Raw genomic sequence first — 18,576 nt, forward strand, 5'->3', positions numbered from 1 at the left:
AGGGTCAGTCCTCGAACTCGTCGGACCCCGGCGGCTTCGGGCGGCGGGTCGGCGGGTCGGTCTGCTCGTTGGCGGACCACGGGACGGGGTATTCCAGCCAGCGCTGGATGAAATTCCACGACTGGTGATAGCCGTCATGGGGCAGGGTGCAGGCCGAACAATCCTTGCGCTTCACCCCGTTCTTGTCGGTGAACACCTCGTAGGGGCCGGGGCATTCATAGGCGATCAGCGGGCAATAGCAGAACAGGCAGTTAAATTCGCGCTGCACGCCCTTGTGGCAGGGCAGGAAGGGGCAGGACGTATTGGTAAAGCCCTTGAAGGCTTCGTTGTTGGTGGTGTCCTTCGGTTGCATGCTCGTGTCCCTCTGCTCTTCTGAGTGGCGTCCCTGAATGGCTACCGGAAAGATAAACTGCCGATCGCCCGCGTCGAGTGGATTGTCCGCCGGGACATGACTTCGGCGCGCATCGGACGGGGCCGGCGGCCAGATCAATCCGTGGTGGCAATCATGTGAAAGAAGCTTCCTGTGACCGTGCCGCGGACAGAGCCCGTCTCGGGCATCGGGTTACCCTGGGCGTCATGGATCTTGGCCAGTGGCGCATCGCGCTGGTCGGACAGGGTCGCGTAGTGAAATTCGTGTCCGACCAGGGCCGTTCCCGGCGTGTGGCCCATCAAGGGGGCGTGCAACTCGGCCCGACGGTAGCCGAGGTGCAGGCGGGGCTGGCGGAAGCTCGTGGTGTGGCGCAGCAGGCCGACCATCGGGTGTCCCACACCATCCGCATCGATCAGCGTTTCGCCCAGAACCATGTAGCCGCCGCATTCGCCGTGGACCGGCCTGGTTTCGGCAAAGCGGATCAAGCCGTCGCGGAAGCCCGCGCAGGTGGCAAGGTGGCCGGCATGCAGTTCGGGGTATCCTCCGGGGAGCCACGCGAGGTCAGCCGTGGCATCGGGCGGTTCGTCGGCCAGGGGCGAGAAGGGCAGGATCTCGGCGCCCGCGGCGCGCCACGCCTCGAGGAGGTGCGGGTAGGCGAAGGAGAAGGCCGCGTCGCGGGCGAAGGCGATCCGTTGCGCCGGCGGCTTGGGCCAGGTGCCCTTGTCCTTTGACGCGCCAGGGCGCGCGGCGGCGGTCAGGCCCGCGATATCGACATGGTCGCGCAGGAAGGCCCCGAGCCGCGCGATCACCCGTTCGATGTCGGGCTGCTCTTCGGCCTGCACGAGGCCGAGGTGCCGAGAGGGCAGCTCCAGGTCGCTGCGGCGGGGCAGGGCGCCGAACACCGTGATGCCGAGCGTCGCCATCTCCTCGCGGATCATCATTTCGTGGCGGGCGCCCGCGATGTGATTGAGGATCACGCCCGCCAGCGGCGGTGCATTGGGGTGCTTGGACAGACCATAGGCAATCGCCGCCGCCGTCTGGGCCTGGGCCGCGACGTTGAGGACCAGGACGACGGGCCAGCCGAACCGCTGCGACACCTCGGCGCTGGAGCCGCGGCCACTGACGCCCGGCGCGGCGCTGCCGTCATAAAGGCCCATCGCGCCCTCGGAAATGACCAGGTCGGCCCCCTGCGACATGCCCAGGATTGCGTCCAGCAGCGGCGCGTCCATTGCCCAGAGGTCGAGGTTGAACGAGGGCCGCCCCCCGGCCGCCGCGTGAAAGCCGGGGTCGATATAGTCGGGCCCGTTCTTGAAGGCCTGCACTGTCAGTCCGCTGTCGCGGAGCGCCCGGAGAAGGCCGAGGGTCACGGTGGTCTTGCCGATGCCCGAGGCCGGGGCCGCGATCACGAGGCCCGGCGGCATGGTTGACCGGGACGGGTCATGTCCCGGCACCGCCGCTGGTCCTTCGCCGGATCTGTGTGACTCGGTCATTGCGCCCCTCTTGCCTGGCATCCGGCCCACTTGGTTTGGCCGGGCCAAGGGTGTCAAGGGCATCGGCGGGGCCAGAGGGGTTCCTTCCCGGATGGATGCGGTGCAGAAAGGCGCGGTCACGGAAGCAAGAAGGAGATCGGGCATGGCGGATCGGATCGCAATCACGGGGGCGGCTGGTGGGATCGGGCGCGTCACGGCGAAAACCTTGCGCTCCGCCGGGTATGACCTGCTGTTGATCGACCGCCCCGGATCGGCGCTTGAGGATATGGCCACCCCGCTCGAATCGCCCATCTTTCCGCTCGAAGCGGACGGGGTCGAGGCCGCCCGCGCCGCCCTCGCCTCCGTCGAGGGGCCGATCTACGGGCTGGTGCACCTGGCGGGCACATTTACCCCGGACCGCGAACTTGCCGACACGCCCGGCGTGTGGGAGCGGACGATGGCCGACAACCTCGCGAATGCCTATGACTTCGCCACCGCGATGGAAGACCGCCTGCCGCCCGGTCGCATGGGGCGCATGGTTTTCGCCTCCTCTGTCGCGTACCGGCGCGGGGCCAGGGATTACGTGGCCTACTCGGCGGCCAAGGCCGGGCTTGTCGGGATGACGCGCGCGCTGGCCCGCCGTCTGCGCCGCCGCGCGACCGTCAACGCCATCGCGCCGGGCGTCATCATGACGGATATGTCGGTGCCCTTGGTGACCGAGTCCAAGGATCGCCTGCTCGCCGATATTCCCCTCGGTCGCTTCGGCGCCCCGGAAGAGGTCGCTCCCGCGATTCGGTTCCTGCTGGGATGGGAAGCTGGCTACATCACCGGCCAAACCCTCAATATCGACGGCGGAATGGCGATGAATTGAGGCGACAGCGCGCTCGCGCTTGATTCATGTCAATTCCTCCGACGCATCGATCTGTCAAGTTTGCCTGACAACTATCTGCGTGAACATTGACCGGCGCCTCTGGACCGCGCCGTGGAGGAACCGCCGATGCGCATTGTCTTGATTCATCCGAACTATCACTCCGGCGGGGCCGAGATCGCGGGCAAGTGGTCGCCCGCTTGGGTCGCCTATCTTGCCGGCTTTCTGAAGTCGGGTGGATATACCGATATCCGGTTCATCGACGCGATGACCGATGACCTGACCGAAGATCAGCTCCGCGCCGAACTGGCCAAGGAAGACCACATCGACGTCATCGGCTGCACCGCCATGACGCCCTCGATCTACAAGGCCGAACGCGCGCTTGAGATCGCCAAGGAAATGCACCCCGAGGCCGTCTGCGTCCTTGGCGGCATCCACGGCACCTTCATGTACAACCAGGTGCTGAAGGAAGCCCCCTGGATCGACGCCGTGGTGCGCGGCGAGGGCGAAGCGGTCATGCTGAACCTTGTCGAATCCGTGCATGCCGGCCGCTGGCCCAACGATCGCGGCCAGATCAACGGCATCGCCTATCGCGAAGGCGAGAAGGTGATCGCGACCAAGCCGGAGCCGCCGATCAAGAATGTCGACTCGATCGTGGCCGACTGGTCGGTGCTGGACTGGCCGAAATACATCTACATCCCGCTGAACGTGCGCGTGGCCACGCCGACCATGTCGCGCGGCTGCCCGTTCACCTGCTCTTTCTGCTCGCAGTGGAAATTCTGGCGCGACTACCGCGTGCGCGATCCCAAGCTGGTGGTCGACGAGATCGAGCACCTGATGAAGGAGCACGATGTTGGCTTCTTCATCCTCGCCGACGAGGAGCCGACTATCAACAAGAAGGCCTTCGTCGCTTTCTGCCAGGAATTGATCGACCGCGACCTCGGCATCCACTGGGGCATCAACACCCGCGTCTCCGACATCCTGCGCGATGAAGAGGATCTGCCCTTCTATCGCAAGGCCGGCCTGATCCACATCTCGCTGGGGACCGAGGCGGCGGCACAGCTCAACCTCGACCTGTTCAACAAGGAAACCTCGGTCGCCGAGAACAAGAAGGCGATCCGGCTTCTGCGGGAAAACGGCATCGTCACCGAGGCCCAGTTCATCATGGGCATCGACAGCGAGACGCCGGAAACCATCAACGAAACTTACGAGATGGTCATGGACTGGGGCGCCGACATGGCGAACTGGTCGATGTTCACGCCCTGGCCCTATTCCGACCTCTACCGCGAGATGGAGGACCAGGTCGAAGTCTTCGACTTCGAGAAATACAACTTCGTGACACCGATCATGAAGCCCAAGAACATGGATCGGGGCGAGTTGCTGGACGCGGTGATGAACAACTATCGCCGGTTCTACATGCGCCGGTCGCTGTTCCACTACCCGTGGCAGAAGGACCCGCTGAAGCGCCGCTACCTGATGGGCTGTCTCAAGGCCTTCATCAAGAGTGCGCTGGAACGCAAGTTCTATGACCTCGGCAAGTTCGGCTACTGGGGACCGCAGACCATCAAGAAGCTCAAGTGGAACTTCGACAGCACCAAGAAGCTGGAAGAAAAGGTCGATTTCGGCGACGTGAACGCCTGGAAGGCGCGCACCAAGCGGAAGGAAGAAGAAGCCGAGGCGCGCATGAAGGCCGCCGAGGAAGGTCTGGGCCTGAGCAATGGCGCGGCCAAGGCCTCGGCCAATGGCGCGGTCAAGCAGCCCCTGTCCGAGGATGAGCGCGCCGAGGTGGTGGCCGATCTGCGGGCCCGCGAGAAAGCCCTGGCCGCGGCGGCCTGCGGCGGCGGCGGGGATCAGCAGATGTCCGAAGCGGAGATGGATGCGGCGCTGTCGCGGGTCCATGCCGCCACGACGAACCCGAGCCAGGTGGCCGGCAACCCGCAAATGGACGAAGAGGAACAGGCAGCGGCGCTGCGCTGAGACGCGGCACGCCTGACCCGTTGAAAAAAGGGGGGCGCCCGGCACTTGCCGGGCGCCCTGCCTTGTCAGAAGTCTCTTACGACGCCCAGACGTCGTCCTTGGTGCCATGCTCGTTCAGCGCGCGACTGACCACGAACAGGAAATCCGCAAGGCGGTTGAGATAGGCCTGAACCTCCGGGTTCACCGCCTCCACCTGCGAAAGCGCCACAACGCGGCGCTCGGCCCGGCGCACGACGGTTCGCGCCAGATGGGCGTAGGCCCCGGCGGCATTCACCCCGGTCGGCAGAACGAAACTCGTCAGCGGCGGCTGGCTTGCGTTCAGAGATTCCAGCAACCCTTCGATCCGCTCGGTGGGCGCGGATTTGAACCGCTGCGCCTCGTTGGCCTCTCCCGCCATGTGAAGATCGGTTCCGATATTCAGCAGATCGGTCTGGATTTCGCGCAGCCACCCGTCGAGGTCGCTGTCATCGCGTGCGGCGGTGCGCAGAACGCCGATCACGGCATTGGCCTCGTCGACGGTGCCGTAGGCTTCGATCCGCGGCGCGGATTTCAGCACGCGGCCCGTGCCGATATCCGTTTCGCCGGAGTCGCCCGTGCGGGTGACCACGAGGGTTGGAGCGGTCGATGGGGTCTCGGTGGTCATTTCGGATTTTCCTTTTCGAGGTCAAAGCGCGGCAGGGTGTTGTGAAACAGATAGAACCACAGGCCGGCGTTGGAAACCCCGGTGCTCCGCATCGCCGCGCGGGCCGACCGCCCGCGCCGCCGCTTGACAAGCTCTGCGCCACAGGCACATCACCCTGTGCCCAACCGTTCTGCGAGGTGCCATGACTTACGACCTGCCGCCCGACGATGCACCGCCGCCGATGCCCGACATCAACGTGCCCATTCTCGACCCCGCGCCGCCGCGACGGGCCCGGTCGCTGATGATCCAGGGCACCAGTTCGGACGTGGGCAAGAGCATGCTGGTCGCGGGCCTCTGCCGGGCTTATGCGCGCCGGGGCCTGACGGTCGCGCCCTTCAAGGCACAGAACATGTCGAACAACGCCGCCGTCGCGGCCGATGGCGATCTGCCGCCCGGACCGGACGGCACCGTGCCGCGCGGCGAGATCGGGCGCGCGCAGGCGTTGCAGGCGCGCGCGGCAGGACGGCCCGCCTCGATCCACATGAACCCGATCCTGTTGAAGCCGCAGGCCATGGTGGGCTCGCAGGTGGTGCTGCGGGGCCGCGCCCTCGGCAACTGGCCCGCGCGGCATTACCATAATCTCAAGCCAATGCTGATGCCCGCCGTGGTCGACAGCTACAACCGCACCGCGGCCGAGGCTGATCTTGTGCTGGTCGAAGGCGCCGGGGCCGCCACGGAAACGCATTTGCGACGCTCCGACATTGCGAACATGCGCTTTGCCGAGGCCGTCGATCTGCCCGTGGTCCTGCTGACCGACAATGACCGGGGCGGCGCGCTTGCCGCGATGGTCGGGAGTTGGATGCTCCACACCGAGGAGGAGCGCGCGCGGATCGTGGGCTATCTCGTGAACAAGTTCCGGGGCTATTTCTCGCTTTACGAACCGGCCTGCCAAACAATCACCGAGATGACTGGCTGGCCCTTCCTTGGCGTGGCGCGCTGGTTCGAGGGGGCGGCGCTTTTGCCCGCCGAGGACGCGCTGGCGCTCGAACGGCCGTCACGTTCTGCCGGGGGTGCCCTGAAAATCGCGGTGCCGCAGATCGACCGGGTGGCGAATTTCGACGATCTCGACCCGCTTTCCTCCGAGCCGGGGGTGGACCTTGTCTGGGTGAAGCCGGGCCAGACGATCCCCGTGGATGCCGATGTCGTGCTTCTTCCGGGGTCCAAGACGACGCGCCCGGCGCTGGAAGCGTTGCGCAAGCAGGGTTGGGATATCGACATCCTGTCCCATGTGCGGCGCGGCGGTCGGGTTGTCGGCATCTGCGCCGGGTTCCAGATGCTGGGCCGCGTTGTACGCGATCCCGCCGGGATCGAAGGCGCGCCGGGCGAGACGCCGGGCCTCGGCCTGCTGGATGTCGAGACCACGATCACCGACGACAAGCGCCTGGTCGAGGTGGATGCCGTCGACACCGAAAGCGGGGCGCGCGTCACGGGCTACGAGATGCATATGGGCCGGACGGACGGCCCGGGCCTGTCGCGTCCCTGGCTGCGCCTCGATGGGCAGGACCAAGGCGCGGTGTCGCCTGATGGCCGCGTCATGGGGACCTATATCCACGGGATCTTCGGAACGGTCGAGTATCGCGGCCATTGGCTGGAGGCGATGGGCGGGCGGGCCTCGGGGCTCGATCACGAGGCGCAGATCGAAGCGACGCTCGATGCGCTGGCCGATCAACTCGAAGACGACATGGATCTCGACGCGTTGCTGGCGCTCGCGCGATGACTGGTCGGCGGCTGATGGTGCTCGGCACCGGGTCGGACGTGGGCAAGAGCCTGCTGGTCGCGGGCCTCTGCCGCGCCTATGCGCGCAAGGGTCTGAGCGTGGCGCCGTTCAAGGCGCAGAACATGTCGAACAATGCTGCCGTGACCGCCGATGGCGGAGAGATCGGGCGCGCCCAGGCCTTGCAGGCCCATGCCGCCGGGGTGCCGCTCAGCGTGCATATGAACCCCGTCCTTCTGAAACCCGAGACGGATGTCGATGCGCAGGTGGTGGTGCAGGGCCGCGTCCTTGGCCGCTACTCCGCCAGCGCCTACCAGCGGTTGAAGCCCGAGTTGCGCGCGACCGTCCGCGACAGCCTCGACCGGCTGTCGGCGCAGCATGACCTCGTGCTGGTCGAGGGGGCGGGCTGCGCCGCGGAACGCTACCTGCGCCCGCAGGATATCTCGAACATGGGGCTGGCCGAAGCCGCCGATCTGCCCGCCGTTCTGCTGGGCGACGAGTCGCGCGGCGGGGTCACGGCAGCGGCCATCGGGCACCACCGCCTGTGGAGCGCCGAGGACCGCGCGCGCGTGCGTGGCGTGATCGTGAACAAGTTTCGCGGCGATCCGTCGATCTTTGCCCCAGCGGCGGCGGACATCCTGGCCGAGACCGGCTGGCCCGTCCTTGGCCTGCTGCGCTGGTCGCAAGCCGCCCGCGCGCTGCCCGAGGAGGATTCGCTTGGCTACGGGCGCAAGACGGGGGCAGGGGGCGGCTTTGTCATCGCCGTGCCCGAACTGTCGCGGATGGCGAATTTCGACGATCTGGACCCGCTGATCGCCGAGCCGGGTGTCGATCTGCGTTGGGTCAAACCCGGGCAAGCGATCCCCGGCGATGCCGACGTGGTCCTGCTCTTGGGGTCCAAGACCACGCGCCCCGCGCTTGAGGCCTTCCGGGCCGAGGGGTGGGACATCGACCTGCGCGCGCATCTGCGGCGTGGTGGCCGGGTGGCGGGGCTTTGCGCCGGGTACCAGATGCTGGGCCAGGTGGTGCGCGACCCGGACGGGATCGAGGGCGCGCCGGGCGATACCCCGGGCCTGGGCCTGCTGGAGATCGAGACCACGATCGCCGCCGAGAAACGGTTGGTCGAGGTCGAAGCGCAGGACAGCATCAGCGGCACGCGCGTCACCGGCTACGAGATGCATATGGGCCGGACGGAGGGGCCGGGCCTGACCAAGCCATGGCTCAGGCTGGAGGGCCGGGATGAAGGCGCTGTGTCGGGCGATGGCCTCGTGTCAGGGTGCTACCTGCACGGGCTGTTCGCGTCGGACTCTTTCCGACAGCATTGGCTGACGCAAATGGGCGGGCAGGCCTCGGGCGCGGGGCATCGCGCGCGGCTCGATCAGGCGCTGGATGATTTCGCGGACGAGATCGCCGCCGATCTCGACCTCGACGCCTTGCTGGCCCTTGCGCGCTAGCGCGGCAGGCCTTGGCAAGGCGACGTCAATCGGACGCGGGGCCTTTGATCTGCAAGGGCAACCCCGCGACGACGAACTGCACCTCGTCCGCCACGACCGCCACGCGCTGGTTCAACCAGCCCTGCGCATCGCGGAACGCGCGGGCCAGCGCGTTTTCCGGCACGATGCCCATGCCCACCTCGTTGCTGACAAGGATCACCGGGCTGGTCTGGCGCGACAGGGTCTCGATCAGGGTCTTGGCTGCCGGTTCCCACTCCCGCCCATCCAGCATCAGGTTCGACAGCCAGAGCGTCATGCAATCGACAAGCCTCGGGCCGCGGCCGTCGGTCTGATCCAGTACCTCGGCAAGGTTCACCGGCTCTTCGATCGTGGTCCAGCCGTCGCCGCGATCGGCGATATGGCGGTCGATCCGATCGCGCATCTCGTCGTCATAGACGCGGGAGGTGGCGATATAGATGCGCTCGCCCGGAAACGACCGTGTGCGGGCCTCGGCATGGCTGCTTTTGCCCGAGCGCGCGCCGCCGGTGACAAGGATGATCTGGCTCAAATCGGTTTCTCCCCACTCGGTGGAACGCTGCGTCGGTGTTGTGTCGGAGATGCCATTCCTGCCACCCGACTCCAAGCCATGATTTTCTGAGATCCAAGGCTCTCCGGTCCAGCCTGTTGTGCCGTCTCTAACAGCCCTTGGAGGGCGCTGCTTGTGACCTGACGAAAGGCATTTATCACGCCGTCGGGCAAGCCGACGACATGGCGAAGGGTCGGACGGGTCAGGACGGGTAGAACAGGGCAGACAGAACGTAGTCGTCGGGCAAGGACAGGTTTGGCGGCATGCTACGGCCCTGCGCGATCTGCGCAGGGAGAAGCCCCGTGTGCGGCCCTTCGGGCGGGGTGGTGCCGGGCGGCGACATGGGCGTGTCGACCTCGGCGCGCAGGCAAGGGGCCTCGACCACCCGCACGGGGCTGGCCGACAGCACCGCTGGTCCGATGCGCTCAAGGCAATCCGGCCAGGGCGTCCCGCACTGGGGCGCGATGGCGTCGGACAGCTCCGCCGAGCAGCGCAGGGTGAACCGGGCGACACGCCGCCCGAGGCCAAGATCGAAGCGACGCCCGCCTGCGTCACGCGCCAGAAGGCTCTCCGCGTCCGGCCCCAGGTCGGTTAGTTCCGCCGGGCCGCGCTGCCCGGCGCGCCCTTTGGGCACGGCCAGGGCAATCACCGGCGCGTCCTCGGGGCGCTGGATCTCGAACGCGGTCAGGTAAGTCGCCGCCTTGACGCGCAGGGCCGCGCGGGGCGTTTTCACCGTCAGGACAGAGGCGGCGCGATCCGTCTCGAACGGCTCGTCCGGGGCGCGCAGGACCTCGGCCACCGCGCCATGGACGCCGACCGCGAAGCGGCCCTCGGCGGCAGCGAACCGGGCCGCCACCTCGTCCAGAAGGCGCTCGCCCTGCCAGTCGAGGCGTCGGACGGTCAGACCCATTTCGGCCGCACGCCCGGGCAATTCGGCCCAGACGCTTTCGCGATAAGCGTCGCTGGCGCGGCCCCATTCCGCGATCTCGTCCAGCGTGCGGGCGCAGCCGATGCAACGCCCGACCGCCGCGTCGAAGACACAAACCCCGAGACAGGGGGTGGTTGGTGGACGCCGGGCCTCGAGCGTCATTGCGCAGCCCCGTCGCGGGCGCGGATCTGCGTCGTGGCGATGTGGCTGCTGCGGTCGGTCATTCCCAGCTCCTTCGGCATGGCTGGTCGTGCCGGGTGGAACATAGCGCGGCCCTTGCGTCGCGCAATCACCGTCAGAGGCGCGATCCGCTGAAGACGGGGCGCGGCAACGGGCTGGTCAGATGCGGGGCCATGACCAGTGCAAAGCCCAGCCAGCCGAGGCACCAGAGCGCCGCGGACAGGTCGAGCAGGCCAGCCATGCGGGCCGGTACGGCGCAAAGGATCAGCAGATAGGCCATGCCAACGCCTGCGCGCGCCTTCAACCCTTCCGCGGTGCGGTGGGCGAAGACCCGCGCGCCCAGCCCCATGAAATGCCCCCCCATCGCCCCGAGGACGAGGGCATGCTGTGCCTCGGCTGGCGCAAGGCCGATGCCAAGCAGCGAGAGGCCCCAGAGGACAAGGCCCACGGGCACCCAGACGCAGGCAATCGTCAGGATCGCGAGGAGCACGTCCCGGCCCGCCGGGGCCAAGGGCCACGTGGCGATGTAGAGGAGCATCAAAAGCCCCGCAGCGATAAGGGCGAAGGAGGCAGCGTCGATCGCGCCATAGGAAAGCGAGGCCGCCGCCGCCGCGACCGCGACAAGGGTAAGGCGGCGCGGCAGGGCGGGAACGGCGCGCACCGTGCGTCCCTCCCATTTCGCGGCGTAGTCGAGAAAGGCCGGCACCATGCGCCCGCCGATATGGATCAGCATGGCGGCAAAGCCGAGAACGGCGATGGCGGGAAAGGCGGGATGAAACGCGCCGGTTGCCATGAACAGAATCCAGGTGCCGGAAATCGCGCCGCCAACCATGGCAACGGCGATGAAGATGGGTTGCCAGCCCTTGCCCGCCCGCCTAGCCTCGATGAAAAGAAGGGCCGCCACGCTCCAGAAGAACGCGACCGAGCACAGCGCGGCAATCCATGCGGGCAAGGCCGGGAGCAGGAGCGCGACGCGCGCGCCGACCCAGAGCAGGGCGAGCAGGGCCACGGGCAGGCCCTGGATCGGGGCGCGGGCGGTCCAGCTGCTGATCGCGCTGCACAGGTAGCCCGCAAGCGCCGCGCCGCCGAACCCGAAGGTCATCTCGTGAATGTGCCACGACAGCGGATCGGGCAGGCGCGCGATGACCGACGGCGCCCATTGCCAAAGCGCCACCGCACCCGCTGCCCAGAGCGCGGCGAGCAGGAACATGGGCCGGGCCGCCGCCGCAAGAAACCCGCGCTGCGGCCAGGTTCTGTCGAATGCTTTCGGTTCGCTGCCCACCTTGGTGCCTCTGGATTGCCGATATCTCACAAGTGCCCGATGCGGGGCGCCCTGGTCGCTGTCATGACGCAGGACATAGGAGAATGCGACAGGACTCCACAATGGGCGTTGCGTTTTCTGCGACTGCTCCGCGCATTCTGCGCATGGCTGTCCATTTAATCTGACATAGGTGGGCCGGGATGGGCGCTTTGATCTTGTCACCACCGGCGTGCCATGGGATGACCCCATGCGCCGTGGCATCGCCCCGCGGCGCGTGACAGACCTCATCGGCGGCGGACCCATGCCCTACAGCTACGAAACAGACGGCGCGGCGATCTATGCCGAAAGCTTCGCGACCATCCGTGCCGAGGCCGATCTGGCGCGCTTCGACAGGGACGAAGAGCAGGTCGCCGTCCGGATGATCCACGCCGCCGGGATGGTGGGGCTGGAAAAGCACGCCCGGTTCTCGCCCGGCATGGTCGCAGCGGCCCGAGATGCGCTGGAGGCAGGCGCGCCGATCCTGTGCGACGCGCGCATGGTCAGCGAGGGCGTGACGCGAAAACGCCTGCCAGCCGCCAACGAGGTGATCTGCACGCTGCACGACCCGCAGGTGCCGGATCTGGCCGCGCGCCTTGGCACCACCCGGTCGGCGGCGGCGCTGGAGCTGTGGCGGCCGCATCTGGCGGGCAGCGTCGTGGCCATCGGCAATGCCCCCACGGCGCTGTTCCACCTGCTCGAGATGCTGGAGGACCCCGAGTGCCCGCGCCCCGCCGCGATCATCGGCTGCCCGGTGGGGTTCGTCGGGGCGGCGGAGTCGAAGGATGCCCTTTGGGCCGCTCAGCCCGCGCCCTGTCTGATCATCGAGGGGCGCCTGGGGGGCAGCGCGATTACCGTCGCCGCCATCAACGCCATCGCGAGCCGCGCGGAATGAGCGTGGGACGGAAAATCGGCACGATCCATGGCGTCGGGCTTGGCCCCGGCGATCCGGAGTTGATGAGCGTTCGCGCCGACCGCCTTGTGCGCGGGGCCGCCCATGTGGCGTTCTTCCGCAAGGCCGGACGGGCGGGGCGCGCCCGCGCCATCGTCGAGGGGATGCTGCGTGCCGATGCCTCCGAAATCGCGATGGAATACCCGGTCACGACCGAAATCCCCTTGGACGATCCGGCCTATGCCGCCTGCCTGTCCGAGTTCTATGAACATGTCGCGGCCCGGCTGCGCGACATCGCACTGGCGGGCGAGGATGTCGTGGTTCTGTGCGAAGGCGATCCGTTTTTCTACGGCTCGTTCATGCACCTCTACACGCGGCTGAAGGATGACGTTCCGGTCACGGTCGTGCCTGCCATCACCGGCATGTCGGCGGCCTGGACGGCGACGGGGATTCCCGTGACCTGGGGCGACGACGTGCTGACGGTTCTGCTCGGCACCATGCCCGAGGCAGAGCTTGCGCGGCGCATGGGAGATTCCGACGCCATCGTGGTCATGAAGGTCGGGCGCAACCTGCCCAAGGTGCGCGCCGCGCTGGAAACGGCGGGGAAGCTCGACCGCGCCTGGCTGGTGGAATGCGCCAGCATGGATGACGAAACCGCCGTTCCGCTGGTCGAGGCGGGCAACCGTGCGGCGCCCTATTTCTCCATCGTCATCGTCCATGGCCAGGGGCGGCGGCCATGAGCGGCTGGGTCGTCATCGCGGGTCTGGGGCCGGGCGACGAAGACCTGGTCACGCCGGAGGTGCGGCAAGCCCTGTCCGAGGCGACGGATATCGTGGGTTACATTCCCTATGTGCGGCGTGTGCCGGCCCGCCCCGGCCTGACGCGCCACGAGACCGACAATCGCGAGGAGCTGGACCGGGCGCGCCACGCGCTGCAGATGGCCGAAGACGGCCGGCGCGTCGTCGTCGTCAGTTCGGGCGACCCGGGTGTTTTCGCAATGGCCTCCGCCGTGTTCGAGGCGGTCGAGACCGGGCCAGACCGCTGGCGCGCCCTCGACATCCGGGTCTTGCCCGGCATCACCGCGATGCTGGCCGCGTCCGCGCGGATCGGGGCGCCGATGGGCCATGATTTCTGCGCCATCAACCTCAGCGACAACCTCAAACCGCAGGCGCTGATCGAAAAGCGCCTTCGGCTCGCCGTCGAGGCGGATTTCGCCATCGCGCTTTACAATCCGCGCTCCAAGGCCCGGCCCGAGGGCATGGGCCGCGCGCTCGACCTGTTGCGAGAGGTTTGCGAGCCGTCGCGCGTTCTGGTGTTCGCCCGGGCCGTGTCGACACCGGAGGAACAGTTGCGCGTTGTCCGCCTGAAAGATGCCGCGCCGGAGATGGCGGACATGCGCACCGTGGTCCTGATCGGCTCCTCCGCGACGCGGATCATCGACCGCGACGGCACGCCCTTCGTCTATACCCCGAGGTCGGTGCCGGAATGAGCCAGCCAGCCCAAGACCTCCTCCACGTCATGGGCCTCGTGCCGCTCCGGCTGGGGCGGCCGGTCGATCATCAGCACGGGCAGGTCCAGCGCACGGGCCGCGGCGATCTTGGCATAGGCGCCCGTTCCCCCCGCGTTTTTCGACACGACAAGGTCAACGCCGTAGCGTTCCATCAGGGCGCGGTCCGCTGCCTCGTCGAAGGGGCCGCGATCGACGATGACCTCGGCCTCGGGAAAGGGCAGGGGGTGGCTGGGCGGATCGACCAGCCGCAGCAGGTAGCGATGCTGCGGGTTGGGCGCGAACTCGGCCAGGTGCATCCGTCCCACGGCCAGCATGACGGTCATCCGGGGCCGGTCGAGCGTCGCCACCGCGCCCGCGATATCAGGCACGCGCTGCCAGCGGTCGCCGGGCATGGGCTGCCACTCGGGCCGTGTCAGCGCAAGAAGCGGAACATCGGCCATCGCGCAGGCCTCGACGGCATTGCGGCTCATCTGCACCGCGAACGGGTGGGTCGCGTCGATGACATGGGTGATCCCCGCCTCGGCAAGGTAACGCGCCAGCCCCTCGGCCCCGCCGAACCCGCCGACGCGCTGCGGCAGAGGCTGGCGCAAGGGGCGCTCTACCCGGCCCGCGAAGGAGACCGTGCCGACCATGCCACGCTCCGCCACGGCGCGGGCGAGCGCGGTGGCCTCGCTCGTGCCGGCAAGGATCAGGAGGGTCTGCGTCATGGCTGAGGCTCCGTGGCTTACCATCGTGGGTCTGGGCGAAGATGGCCCGGACGGGTTGCCGCCCGCAAGCCGTCGCGCGCTGGATGCGGCAGAGGTGGTCATGGGCGCAAGGCGGCATCTTGCACTGCTGGGCGATCTGGCCGCCGAGACGATCGAGTGGCCGGTGCCCTTTGCCGATGGCCTGCCCATCCTGATGCGCTTGCGAGGGCGGCGCGTGGTCGTTTTGGCCTCGGGTGATCCGTTCTGGTTCGGCGCAGGCGCCGTCATCGCGCGCAAGCTGGATCGCGACGAGTGGCGCGCCGTGCCGGGGCCTTCGAGTTTTTCGCTGGCCGCCGCGCGCCTCGGCTGGCCGTTGGAGCGCACGTTTTGCCTTGGCCTGCATGCCGCGCCGCTCTCCCGGCTGAAGCCGCATCTCGCGCCGGGTGTGCGCGCGATTGTCCTGCTGCGGGATGGCGAGAGCGTCATGGACCTCGCCCGCTACCTGGCGGAAGAAGGGTTCGGGGCAAGCGACCTGACGGTCATGGAGGCCTTGGGCGGCCCGCGCGAACGCCTGACCGAGGCCAAGGCCGAGACCTTGACGGATGCCGGGTTCGTCCACCCGGTTGCCGTTGCGGTCGAGGTGGCCGGCGAGGGCGCACCGCTGCCCTGCGCCTCCGGACTCGCGGACGATGTCTTCGACAGCGATGGCCAGATCACCAAGCGCCCGGTCCGCGCGCTGGCCCTGTCGGCGCTGGCGCCGCGTCCGTTCGAAACGCTTTGGGATATCGGCGGCGGGTCGGGCTCTGTCGCCATCGAATGGCTGCTGTCGCATCCGACGACCGAGGCCATCAGCATCGAGGCACGCTCCGACCGTGCCGCGCGCATCCGCAACAATGCCGACCGATTGGGCGTGGACCGTCTGCAGATCGTCGAAGGGGAGGCCCCGACGGCGCTGGACGGCCTTCCCTTGCCGCAGGCGGTGTTCATCGGGGGCGGCTTGTCCAACGATCTCCTCATCGACCTGACCACCCGGCTCGCGCCGGGCACGCGCCTTGTGGCCCATGCGGTCACGCTGGAGTCCGAGGCGCTGCTGACGGGGTGGTCGGGCCGCCTGGGCGGAACGCTCCTGCGCATCGCGCTGTCCGAGGCCGCGCCCCTTGGGCCGAAGCGCGGCTGGAAATCGGCCTATCCGGTGGTGCAATGGCAGGTCGTACTGTGATCGTCGCGGGGTTCGGATTTCGGGCGTCTGCCACCCGCGACAGCCTCGCGGATGCGCTGAGCCGGGCGGGTGGCCAGACCGGCCTGTCGGCTCTCGCCACCGCCGAGGACAAGGCGCAAACGGCGGCCTTCACCAGTTTCGCGACGGAGCTCGGCCTGCCGGTCCATGCGGTTGACGCGGCCACCCTCTCGCGGCAGGAGACGCGCACGCAATCCAAGCCGTCGCGCGCGGCGCGCGGAACCGGCAGCGTGGCCGAAGCGGCGGCGCTGGCTGCAGCGGGGCCGGGCGCGCGCCTGCTGGCCCCGCGCGTGGTGTCGCAGGATGGCCTTGCGACCTGCGCTCTGGCGAAAAGGGACGAGACATGACCGTGCATTTCATCGGCGCCGGGCCGGGCGCTGCCGATCTTCTGACACTCCGGGGTCGTGACCTGATCGCGCAATGCCCGGTCTGCCTCTATGCCGGGTCGCTGGTGCCCGAGGCCGTGCTGTCCCATTGCCCCGAGGGGGCGCGGATCGTGAACACGGCGGCGATGGACCTCGACGCGATCATGGCCGAGATCGCGGCCGCCCATGACGCGGGGCAGAATATCGCGCGGCTGCATTCCGGCGACCTGTCGGTCTGGTCCGCGATGGGGGAACAGTTGCGCCGCCTCGACGCCATGCAGATCCCCTATACCGTCACGCCCGGCGTGCCGTCCTTCTCGGCCGCCGCAGCCGCCCTTGGCGCGGAACTGACGCTGCCGGGCATCGCGCAATCGGTGGTCCTGACCCGCACGCAAGGCCGCGCCTCCTCGATGCCCGAGGGAGAGACGCTGGCCGCTTTCGGCGCCACGGGCGCGACGCTGGCCATCCATCTGTCGATCCAGAACCTGGGCCGCGTGGTGGCCGAGTTGACCCCGCATTACGGCGCGGAGTGTCCCATCGCCGTCATCTGGCGTGCAAGCTGGCCGGACGAGCGGATCGTGCGCGGGACGCTTTCGACCATCGAAGACGCGATGCCCGACGGGATCGAGCGCACCGCACTGATCCTCGTGGGGCGGGCGATCGGGGCAACGGGATTTGCCGAAAGCCGTCTCTACGCGCCGGATTACGACCGCCGCTACCGTCCGCAATCGGCCGACAGCCCATGGGCAGGATGGAGCGATGGAGATGACTGACAGTCACTTTCGTCCGGGCCGGGTGGATTTGGCCCCCGAAACGGTGCGCTTTACCGTCATGGCCACGGCGCTCAGACCTCACCTGACCGCAGGAGGGACCGCATGACCGGGTTCGTCAGTTTCGTTGGGTCCGGTCCGGGCGATCCGGAGCTTCTGACGCTGAAGGCGCTGGACCGGCTGAAGCGCGCGGACGCGATCCTGTATGACGACCTGTCTGCCGGTCCGATCCTGTCGCATGCAAGGCCGGATGCGGAGCTTGTGCCTGTCGGCAAGCGGGCCGGGCGGCCATCGCCCAAGCAGGAGCATGTCAGCCAGTTGCTGGTGGATCATGCGCTTGCCGGGGGGCGGGTCGTGCGCCTGAAATCCGGCGACAGCGCCCTGTTCGGGCGGCTGGAAGAAGAGCTGATCGCGCTGCGCGCCGCGGACATCCCCTTCGAGATCGTGCCCGGCGTGGCCTCTCCCTTCGCGGCCGCCGCCGCCGCCGCGATCCCCCTGACCCGGCGGATGAGCGCCCGGCGGGTGCAGTTCATCACCGGGCACGATGTCTCCGGCGGCTTGCCCAAGGATCTGAACCTCGCGGCGCTGGCCGACCCCATGGCCTGCACCGTGGTCTTCATGGGCAAACGCACCTTTCCGCTGCTGGCCGACATGCTGATGGCGCATGGCATGTCCCCCGACACACCCGCCATGCTGGCCGAGGCCGTGGGCACGCCCGACGCCGCCTATAGCCGCAGCACGCTGGCGACCCTGGCCAGGCAACTGGCCGCCGGGCGCAGCGACAAGCCCGCGCTGATCTTCTACGGCGCGCTGGCCGAGGGCTATGACCGTGATTGACCTCTGGCTGATCGGGATCGGCACCGGCAACCCGGCTCATGTGACGCTGGAGGGGCGGGCCGCGTTGCGGGATGCGGGCTTGGTGCTGGTGCCGCGCAAGGGGCCGGGCAAGGCCGATCTCGCGGATCTCCGGCACAAGATTCTTTCCGAGAGCGGCAGTACCGCACCGGTGGCCGAGTTCGACATGCCGGTGCGTGACGAAAGCCTGCCCTATGCAGACCGGGTCACGCGCTGGCACGACGAGATCGCGCGCATCTGGGCCGACACCATCGCCGCCAACCAGCCGGATGGCCCCGTTGCGCTGCTGGTGTGGGGCGATCCGGGGCTGTACGACTCGACCCTGCGGATCGCGGACCGGCTGTCGCCCCGGCCCACTCTCCGCGTTGTGCCGGGGATCACCGCCTTGCAAGCGCTGACGGCGGCGCATGCGATCCCGTTCAACACGGTCAACGGGACGGTGACGGTCACCACCGGGCGGCGGCTGCGTGACCATGGCTGGCCCGCAGGTGCCGAGACGGTCGTGGTGATGCTGGACGGGGAATGCAGTTTCCAGCACCTGCCGCCCGAGGGGTTGCATATCTGGTGGGGCGGGTTCCTTGGCATGGCCGAGCAGGTGCTCCAGTCCGGTCCACTGGCCGAGGCCGGCCCGCGCATCATCGCCACACGGGCCGAGGCGCGCGCGCGGCATGGCTGGATCATGGATACCTATTTGCTGCGCAAGACGCCGGGCTGATCCGCCGACCCTTCCGCCGGTCGTTGCAATCGCTTTGAAGCC

At 68.2% G+C, this 18,576-nt stretch carries 19 protein-coding genes; 12 read left to right on the forward strand and 7 right to left on the reverse strand.

What is annotated here, in order from left to right:
• Positions 1-4: 4 nt before the first annotated feature.
• Positions 5-352 (reverse strand): cysteine-rich small domain-containing protein, encoded by a 348-nt coding sequence (locus tag ABD923_RS05370; protein ID WP_259546254.1) that lies wholly within the window; start codon positions 350-352, stop codon positions 5-7.
• Between the two features lie 134 nt (positions 353-486).
• A complete protein-coding gene (locus ABD923_RS05375) occupies positions 487-1,791 on the reverse strand; it encodes a cobyrinic acid a,c-diamide synthase CobB (protein ID WP_259547407.1) in 1,305 nt (434 codons plus the stop codon).
• A gap of 211 nt (positions 1,792-2,002) precedes the next feature.
• Between ABD923_RS05375 and ABD923_RS05380 the strand changes: the two genes are divergently transcribed.
• A complete protein-coding gene (locus tag ABD923_RS05380; RefSeq protein ID WP_259546253.1) occupies positions 2,003-2,710 on the forward strand; it encodes an SDR family NAD(P)-dependent oxidoreductase in 708 nt (235 codons plus the stop codon).
• A 126-nt stretch (positions 2,711-2,836) separates the two neighbouring features.
• A complete protein-coding gene (bchE, locus tag ABD923_RS05385) occupies positions 2,837-4,684 on the forward strand; it encodes a magnesium-protoporphyrin IX monomethyl ester anaerobic oxidative cyclase (RefSeq protein WP_259546251.1) in 1,848 nt (615 codons plus the stop codon).
• Positions 4,685-4,760: 76 nt separating this feature from the next.
• On the opposite strand, the gene ABD923_RS05390 is transcribed toward bchE, so the two are convergent.
• The gene (locus tag ABD923_RS05390; RefSeq protein WP_259546250.1) at positions 4,761-5,327 is read right to left on the reverse strand and encodes a cob(I)yrinic acid a,c-diamide adenosyltransferase; all 567 of its coding nucleotides are present in this window, start codon (positions 5,325-5,327) and stop codon (positions 4,761-4,763) included.
• Between the two features lie 220 nt (positions 5,328-5,547).
• Between ABD923_RS05390 and ABD923_RS05395 the strand changes: the two genes are divergently transcribed.
• Together ABD923_RS05395 and ABD923_RS05400 are read left to right on the forward strand one after the other, a co-directional pair.
• On the forward strand, positions 5,548-7,083 hold the full coding sequence (locus tag ABD923_RS05395; RefSeq protein ID WP_259547405.1) for a cobyric acid synthase: 1,536 nt from the start codon (positions 5,548-5,550) through the stop codon (positions 7,081-7,083).
• Entirely contained in the window at positions 7,080-8,534 is a 1,455-nt protein-coding gene (locus tag ABD923_RS05400) for a cobyric acid synthase (RefSeq protein ID WP_259546249.1), read from the forward strand. Before ABD923_RS05395 ends, ABD923_RS05400 begins: the two co-directional genes overlap by 4 nt.
• Positions 8,535-8,559: 25 nt before the next feature.
• On the opposite strand, the gene cobU is transcribed toward ABD923_RS05400, so the two are convergent.
• From cobU to ABD923_RS05415, 3 genes are all read right to left on the reverse strand, one after another.
• The gene (gene cobU / locus ABD923_RS05405; protein WP_259546248.1) at positions 8,560-9,081 is read right to left on the reverse strand and encodes a bifunctional adenosylcobinamide kinase/adenosylcobinamide-phosphate guanylyltransferase; all 522 of its coding nucleotides are present in this window, start codon (positions 9,079-9,081) and stop codon (positions 8,560-8,562) included.
• Positions 9,082-9,301: 220 nt separating this feature from the next.
• Positions 9,302-10,189, reverse strand: a complete 888-nt coding sequence (locus ABD923_RS05410) for a DUF1289 domain-containing protein (RefSeq protein WP_259546247.1) — start codon at positions 10,187-10,189, stop codon at positions 9,302-9,304.
• 133 nt (positions 10,190-10,322) lie between these two features.
• Positions 10,323-11,771 carry an NnrS family protein gene (locus tag ABD923_RS05415; RefSeq protein WP_345229430.1) on the reverse strand — a complete coding sequence of 483 codons (1,449 nt, stop codon included), beginning with the start codon at positions 11,769-11,771 and terminating at the stop codon, positions 10,323-10,325.
• On the opposite strand from ABD923_RS05415, the gene ABD923_RS05420 reads away from it, so the two are divergent.
• From ABD923_RS05420 to cobJ, 3 genes are read left to right on the forward strand one after another with little or no spacing between them, the layout of a single operon-like run.
• A complete protein-coding gene (locus ABD923_RS05420; protein WP_259547403.1) occupies positions 11,770-12,399 on the forward strand; it encodes a precorrin-8X methylmutase in 630 nt (209 codons plus the stop codon). The two genes, ABD923_RS05415 and ABD923_RS05420, sit on opposite strands and share 2 nt — an antisense overlap.
• Positions 12,396-13,136, forward strand: a complete 741-nt coding sequence (locus tag ABD923_RS05425) for a precorrin-2 C(20)-methyltransferase (RefSeq protein WP_259546244.1) — start codon at positions 12,396-12,398, stop codon at positions 13,134-13,136. The genes ABD923_RS05420 and ABD923_RS05425 overlap by 4 nt, the downstream gene beginning before the upstream one ends.
• The gene (gene cobJ / locus ABD923_RS05430) at positions 13,133-13,885 is read left to right on the forward strand and encodes a precorrin-3B C(17)-methyltransferase (protein WP_259546243.1); all 753 of its coding nucleotides are present in this window, start codon (positions 13,133-13,135) and stop codon (positions 13,883-13,885) included. Before ABD923_RS05425 ends, cobJ begins: the two co-directional genes overlap by 4 nt.
• Here cobJ and ABD923_RS05435 read toward each other — a convergent pair.
• A complete protein-coding gene (locus ABD923_RS05435; RefSeq protein ID WP_259546242.1) occupies positions 13,858-14,613 on the reverse strand; it encodes a cobalt-precorrin-6A reductase in 756 nt (251 codons plus the stop codon). The two genes, cobJ and ABD923_RS05435, sit on opposite strands and share 28 nt — an antisense overlap.
• Here ABD923_RS05435 and cbiE point away from each other — a divergent pair.
• The 5 genes from cbiE to cobF all read left to right on the forward strand — a co-directional run bounded on the left by cbiE (position 14,612) and on the right by cobF (position 18,534).
• Positions 14,612-15,811, forward strand: coding sequence for a precorrin-6y C5,15-methyltransferase (decarboxylating) subunit CbiE (cbiE, locus tag ABD923_RS05440; RefSeq protein ID WP_259546240.1), 1,200 nt, complete (start codon positions 14,612-14,614; stop codon positions 15,809-15,811). The two genes, ABD923_RS05435 and cbiE, sit on opposite strands and share 2 nt — an antisense overlap.
• Entirely contained in the window at positions 15,808-16,176 is a 369-nt protein-coding gene (locus ABD923_RS05445; RefSeq protein WP_259547401.1) for a cobalamin biosynthesis protein, read from the forward strand. The genes cbiE and ABD923_RS05445 overlap by 4 nt, the downstream gene beginning before the upstream one ends.
• Positions 16,173-16,967 carry a precorrin-4 C(11)-methyltransferase gene (cobM, locus tag ABD923_RS05450; RefSeq protein ID WP_259546239.1) on the forward strand — a complete coding sequence of 265 codons (795 nt, stop codon included), beginning with the start codon at positions 16,173-16,175 and terminating at the stop codon, positions 16,965-16,967. The genes ABD923_RS05445 and cobM overlap by 4 nt, the downstream gene beginning before the upstream one ends.
• Before the next feature lie 102 nt (positions 16,968-17,069).
• Entirely contained in the window at positions 17,070-17,801 is a 732-nt protein-coding gene (cobA, locus tag ABD923_RS05455) for a uroporphyrinogen-III C-methyltransferase (RefSeq protein ID WP_259546238.1), read from the forward strand.
• The gene (cobF, locus tag ABD923_RS05460; RefSeq protein WP_259546237.1) at positions 17,788-18,534 is read left to right on the forward strand and encodes a precorrin-6A synthase (deacetylating); all 747 of its coding nucleotides are present in this window, start codon (positions 17,788-17,790) and stop codon (positions 18,532-18,534) included. Before cobA ends, cobF begins: the two co-directional genes overlap by 14 nt.
• Positions 18,535-18,576 lie beyond the last annotated feature (42 nt).

Origin of the sequence: [Roseibacterium] beibuensis, from assembly GCF_039542305.1 — a bacterium.
In the GTDB taxonomy this organism is placed as follows: Bacteria; Pseudomonadota; Alphaproteobacteria; order Rhodobacterales; family Rhodobacteraceae; genus Roseibacterium; species Roseibacterium beibuensis.

Bases quoted from the DNA above. Each gene is read 5' to 3' on its own strand.
- ABD923_RS05370 (WP_259546254.1), bottom strand. From the start codon at position 352: ATGCAACCGAAGGACACCACCAACAACGAAGCCTTCAAGGGCTTTACC.
- ABD923_RS05375 (WP_259547407.1), bottom strand. From the start codon at position 1,791: ATGCCGCCGGGCCTCGTGATCGCGGCCCCGGCCTCGGGCATCGGCAAG.
- ABD923_RS05380 (WP_259546253.1), top strand. From the start codon at position 2,003: ATGGCGGATCGGATCGCAATCACGGGGGCGGCTGGTGGGATCGGGCGC.
- bchE (WP_259546251.1), top strand. From the start codon at position 2,837: ATGCGCATTGTCTTGATTCATCCGAACTATCACTCCGGCGGGGCCGAG.
- ABD923_RS05390 (WP_259546250.1), bottom strand. From the start codon at position 5,327: ATGACCACCGAGACCCCATCGACCGCTCCAACCCTCGTGGTCACCCGC.
- ABD923_RS05395 (WP_259547405.1), top strand. From the start codon at position 5,548: ATGCCCGACATCAACGTGCCCATTCTCGACCCCGCGCCGCCGCGACGG.
- ABD923_RS05400 (WP_259546249.1), top strand. From the start codon at position 7,080: ATGACTGGTCGGCGGCTGATGGTGCTCGGCACCGGGTCGGACGTGGGC.
- ABD923_RS05410 (WP_259546247.1), bottom strand. From the start codon at position 10,189: ATGACGCTCGAGGCCCGGCGTCCACCAACCACCCCCTGTCTCGGGGTT.
- ABD923_RS05420 (WP_259547403.1), top strand. From the start codon at position 11,770: ATGCCCTACAGCTACGAAACAGACGGCGCGGCGATCTATGCCGAAAGC.
- ABD923_RS05415 (WP_345229430.1), bottom strand. From the start codon at position 11,771: ATGGGTCCGCCGCCGATGAGGTCTGTCACGCGCCGCGGGGCGATGCCA.
- ABD923_RS05425 (WP_259546244.1), top strand. From the start codon at position 12,396: ATGAGCGTGGGACGGAAAATCGGCACGATCCATGGCGTCGGGCTTGGC.
- cobJ (WP_259546243.1), top strand. From the start codon at position 13,133: ATGAGCGGCTGGGTCGTCATCGCGGGTCTGGGGCCGGGCGACGAAGAC.
- cbiE (WP_259546240.1), top strand. From the start codon at position 14,612: ATGGCTGAGGCTCCGTGGCTTACCATCGTGGGTCTGGGCGAAGATGGC.
- ABD923_RS05435 (WP_259546242.1), bottom strand. From the start codon at position 14,613: ATGACGCAGACCCTCCTGATCCTTGCCGGCACGAGCGAGGCCACCGCG.
- cobM (WP_259546239.1), top strand. From the start codon at position 16,173: ATGACCGTGCATTTCATCGGCGCCGGGCCGGGCGCTGCCGATCTTCTG.
- cobA (WP_259546238.1), top strand. From the start codon at position 17,070: ATGACCGGGTTCGTCAGTTTCGTTGGGTCCGGTCCGGGCGATCCGGAG.
- cobF (WP_259546237.1), top strand. From the start codon at position 17,788: ATGACCGTGATTGACCTCTGGCTGATCGGGATCGGCACCGGCAACCCG.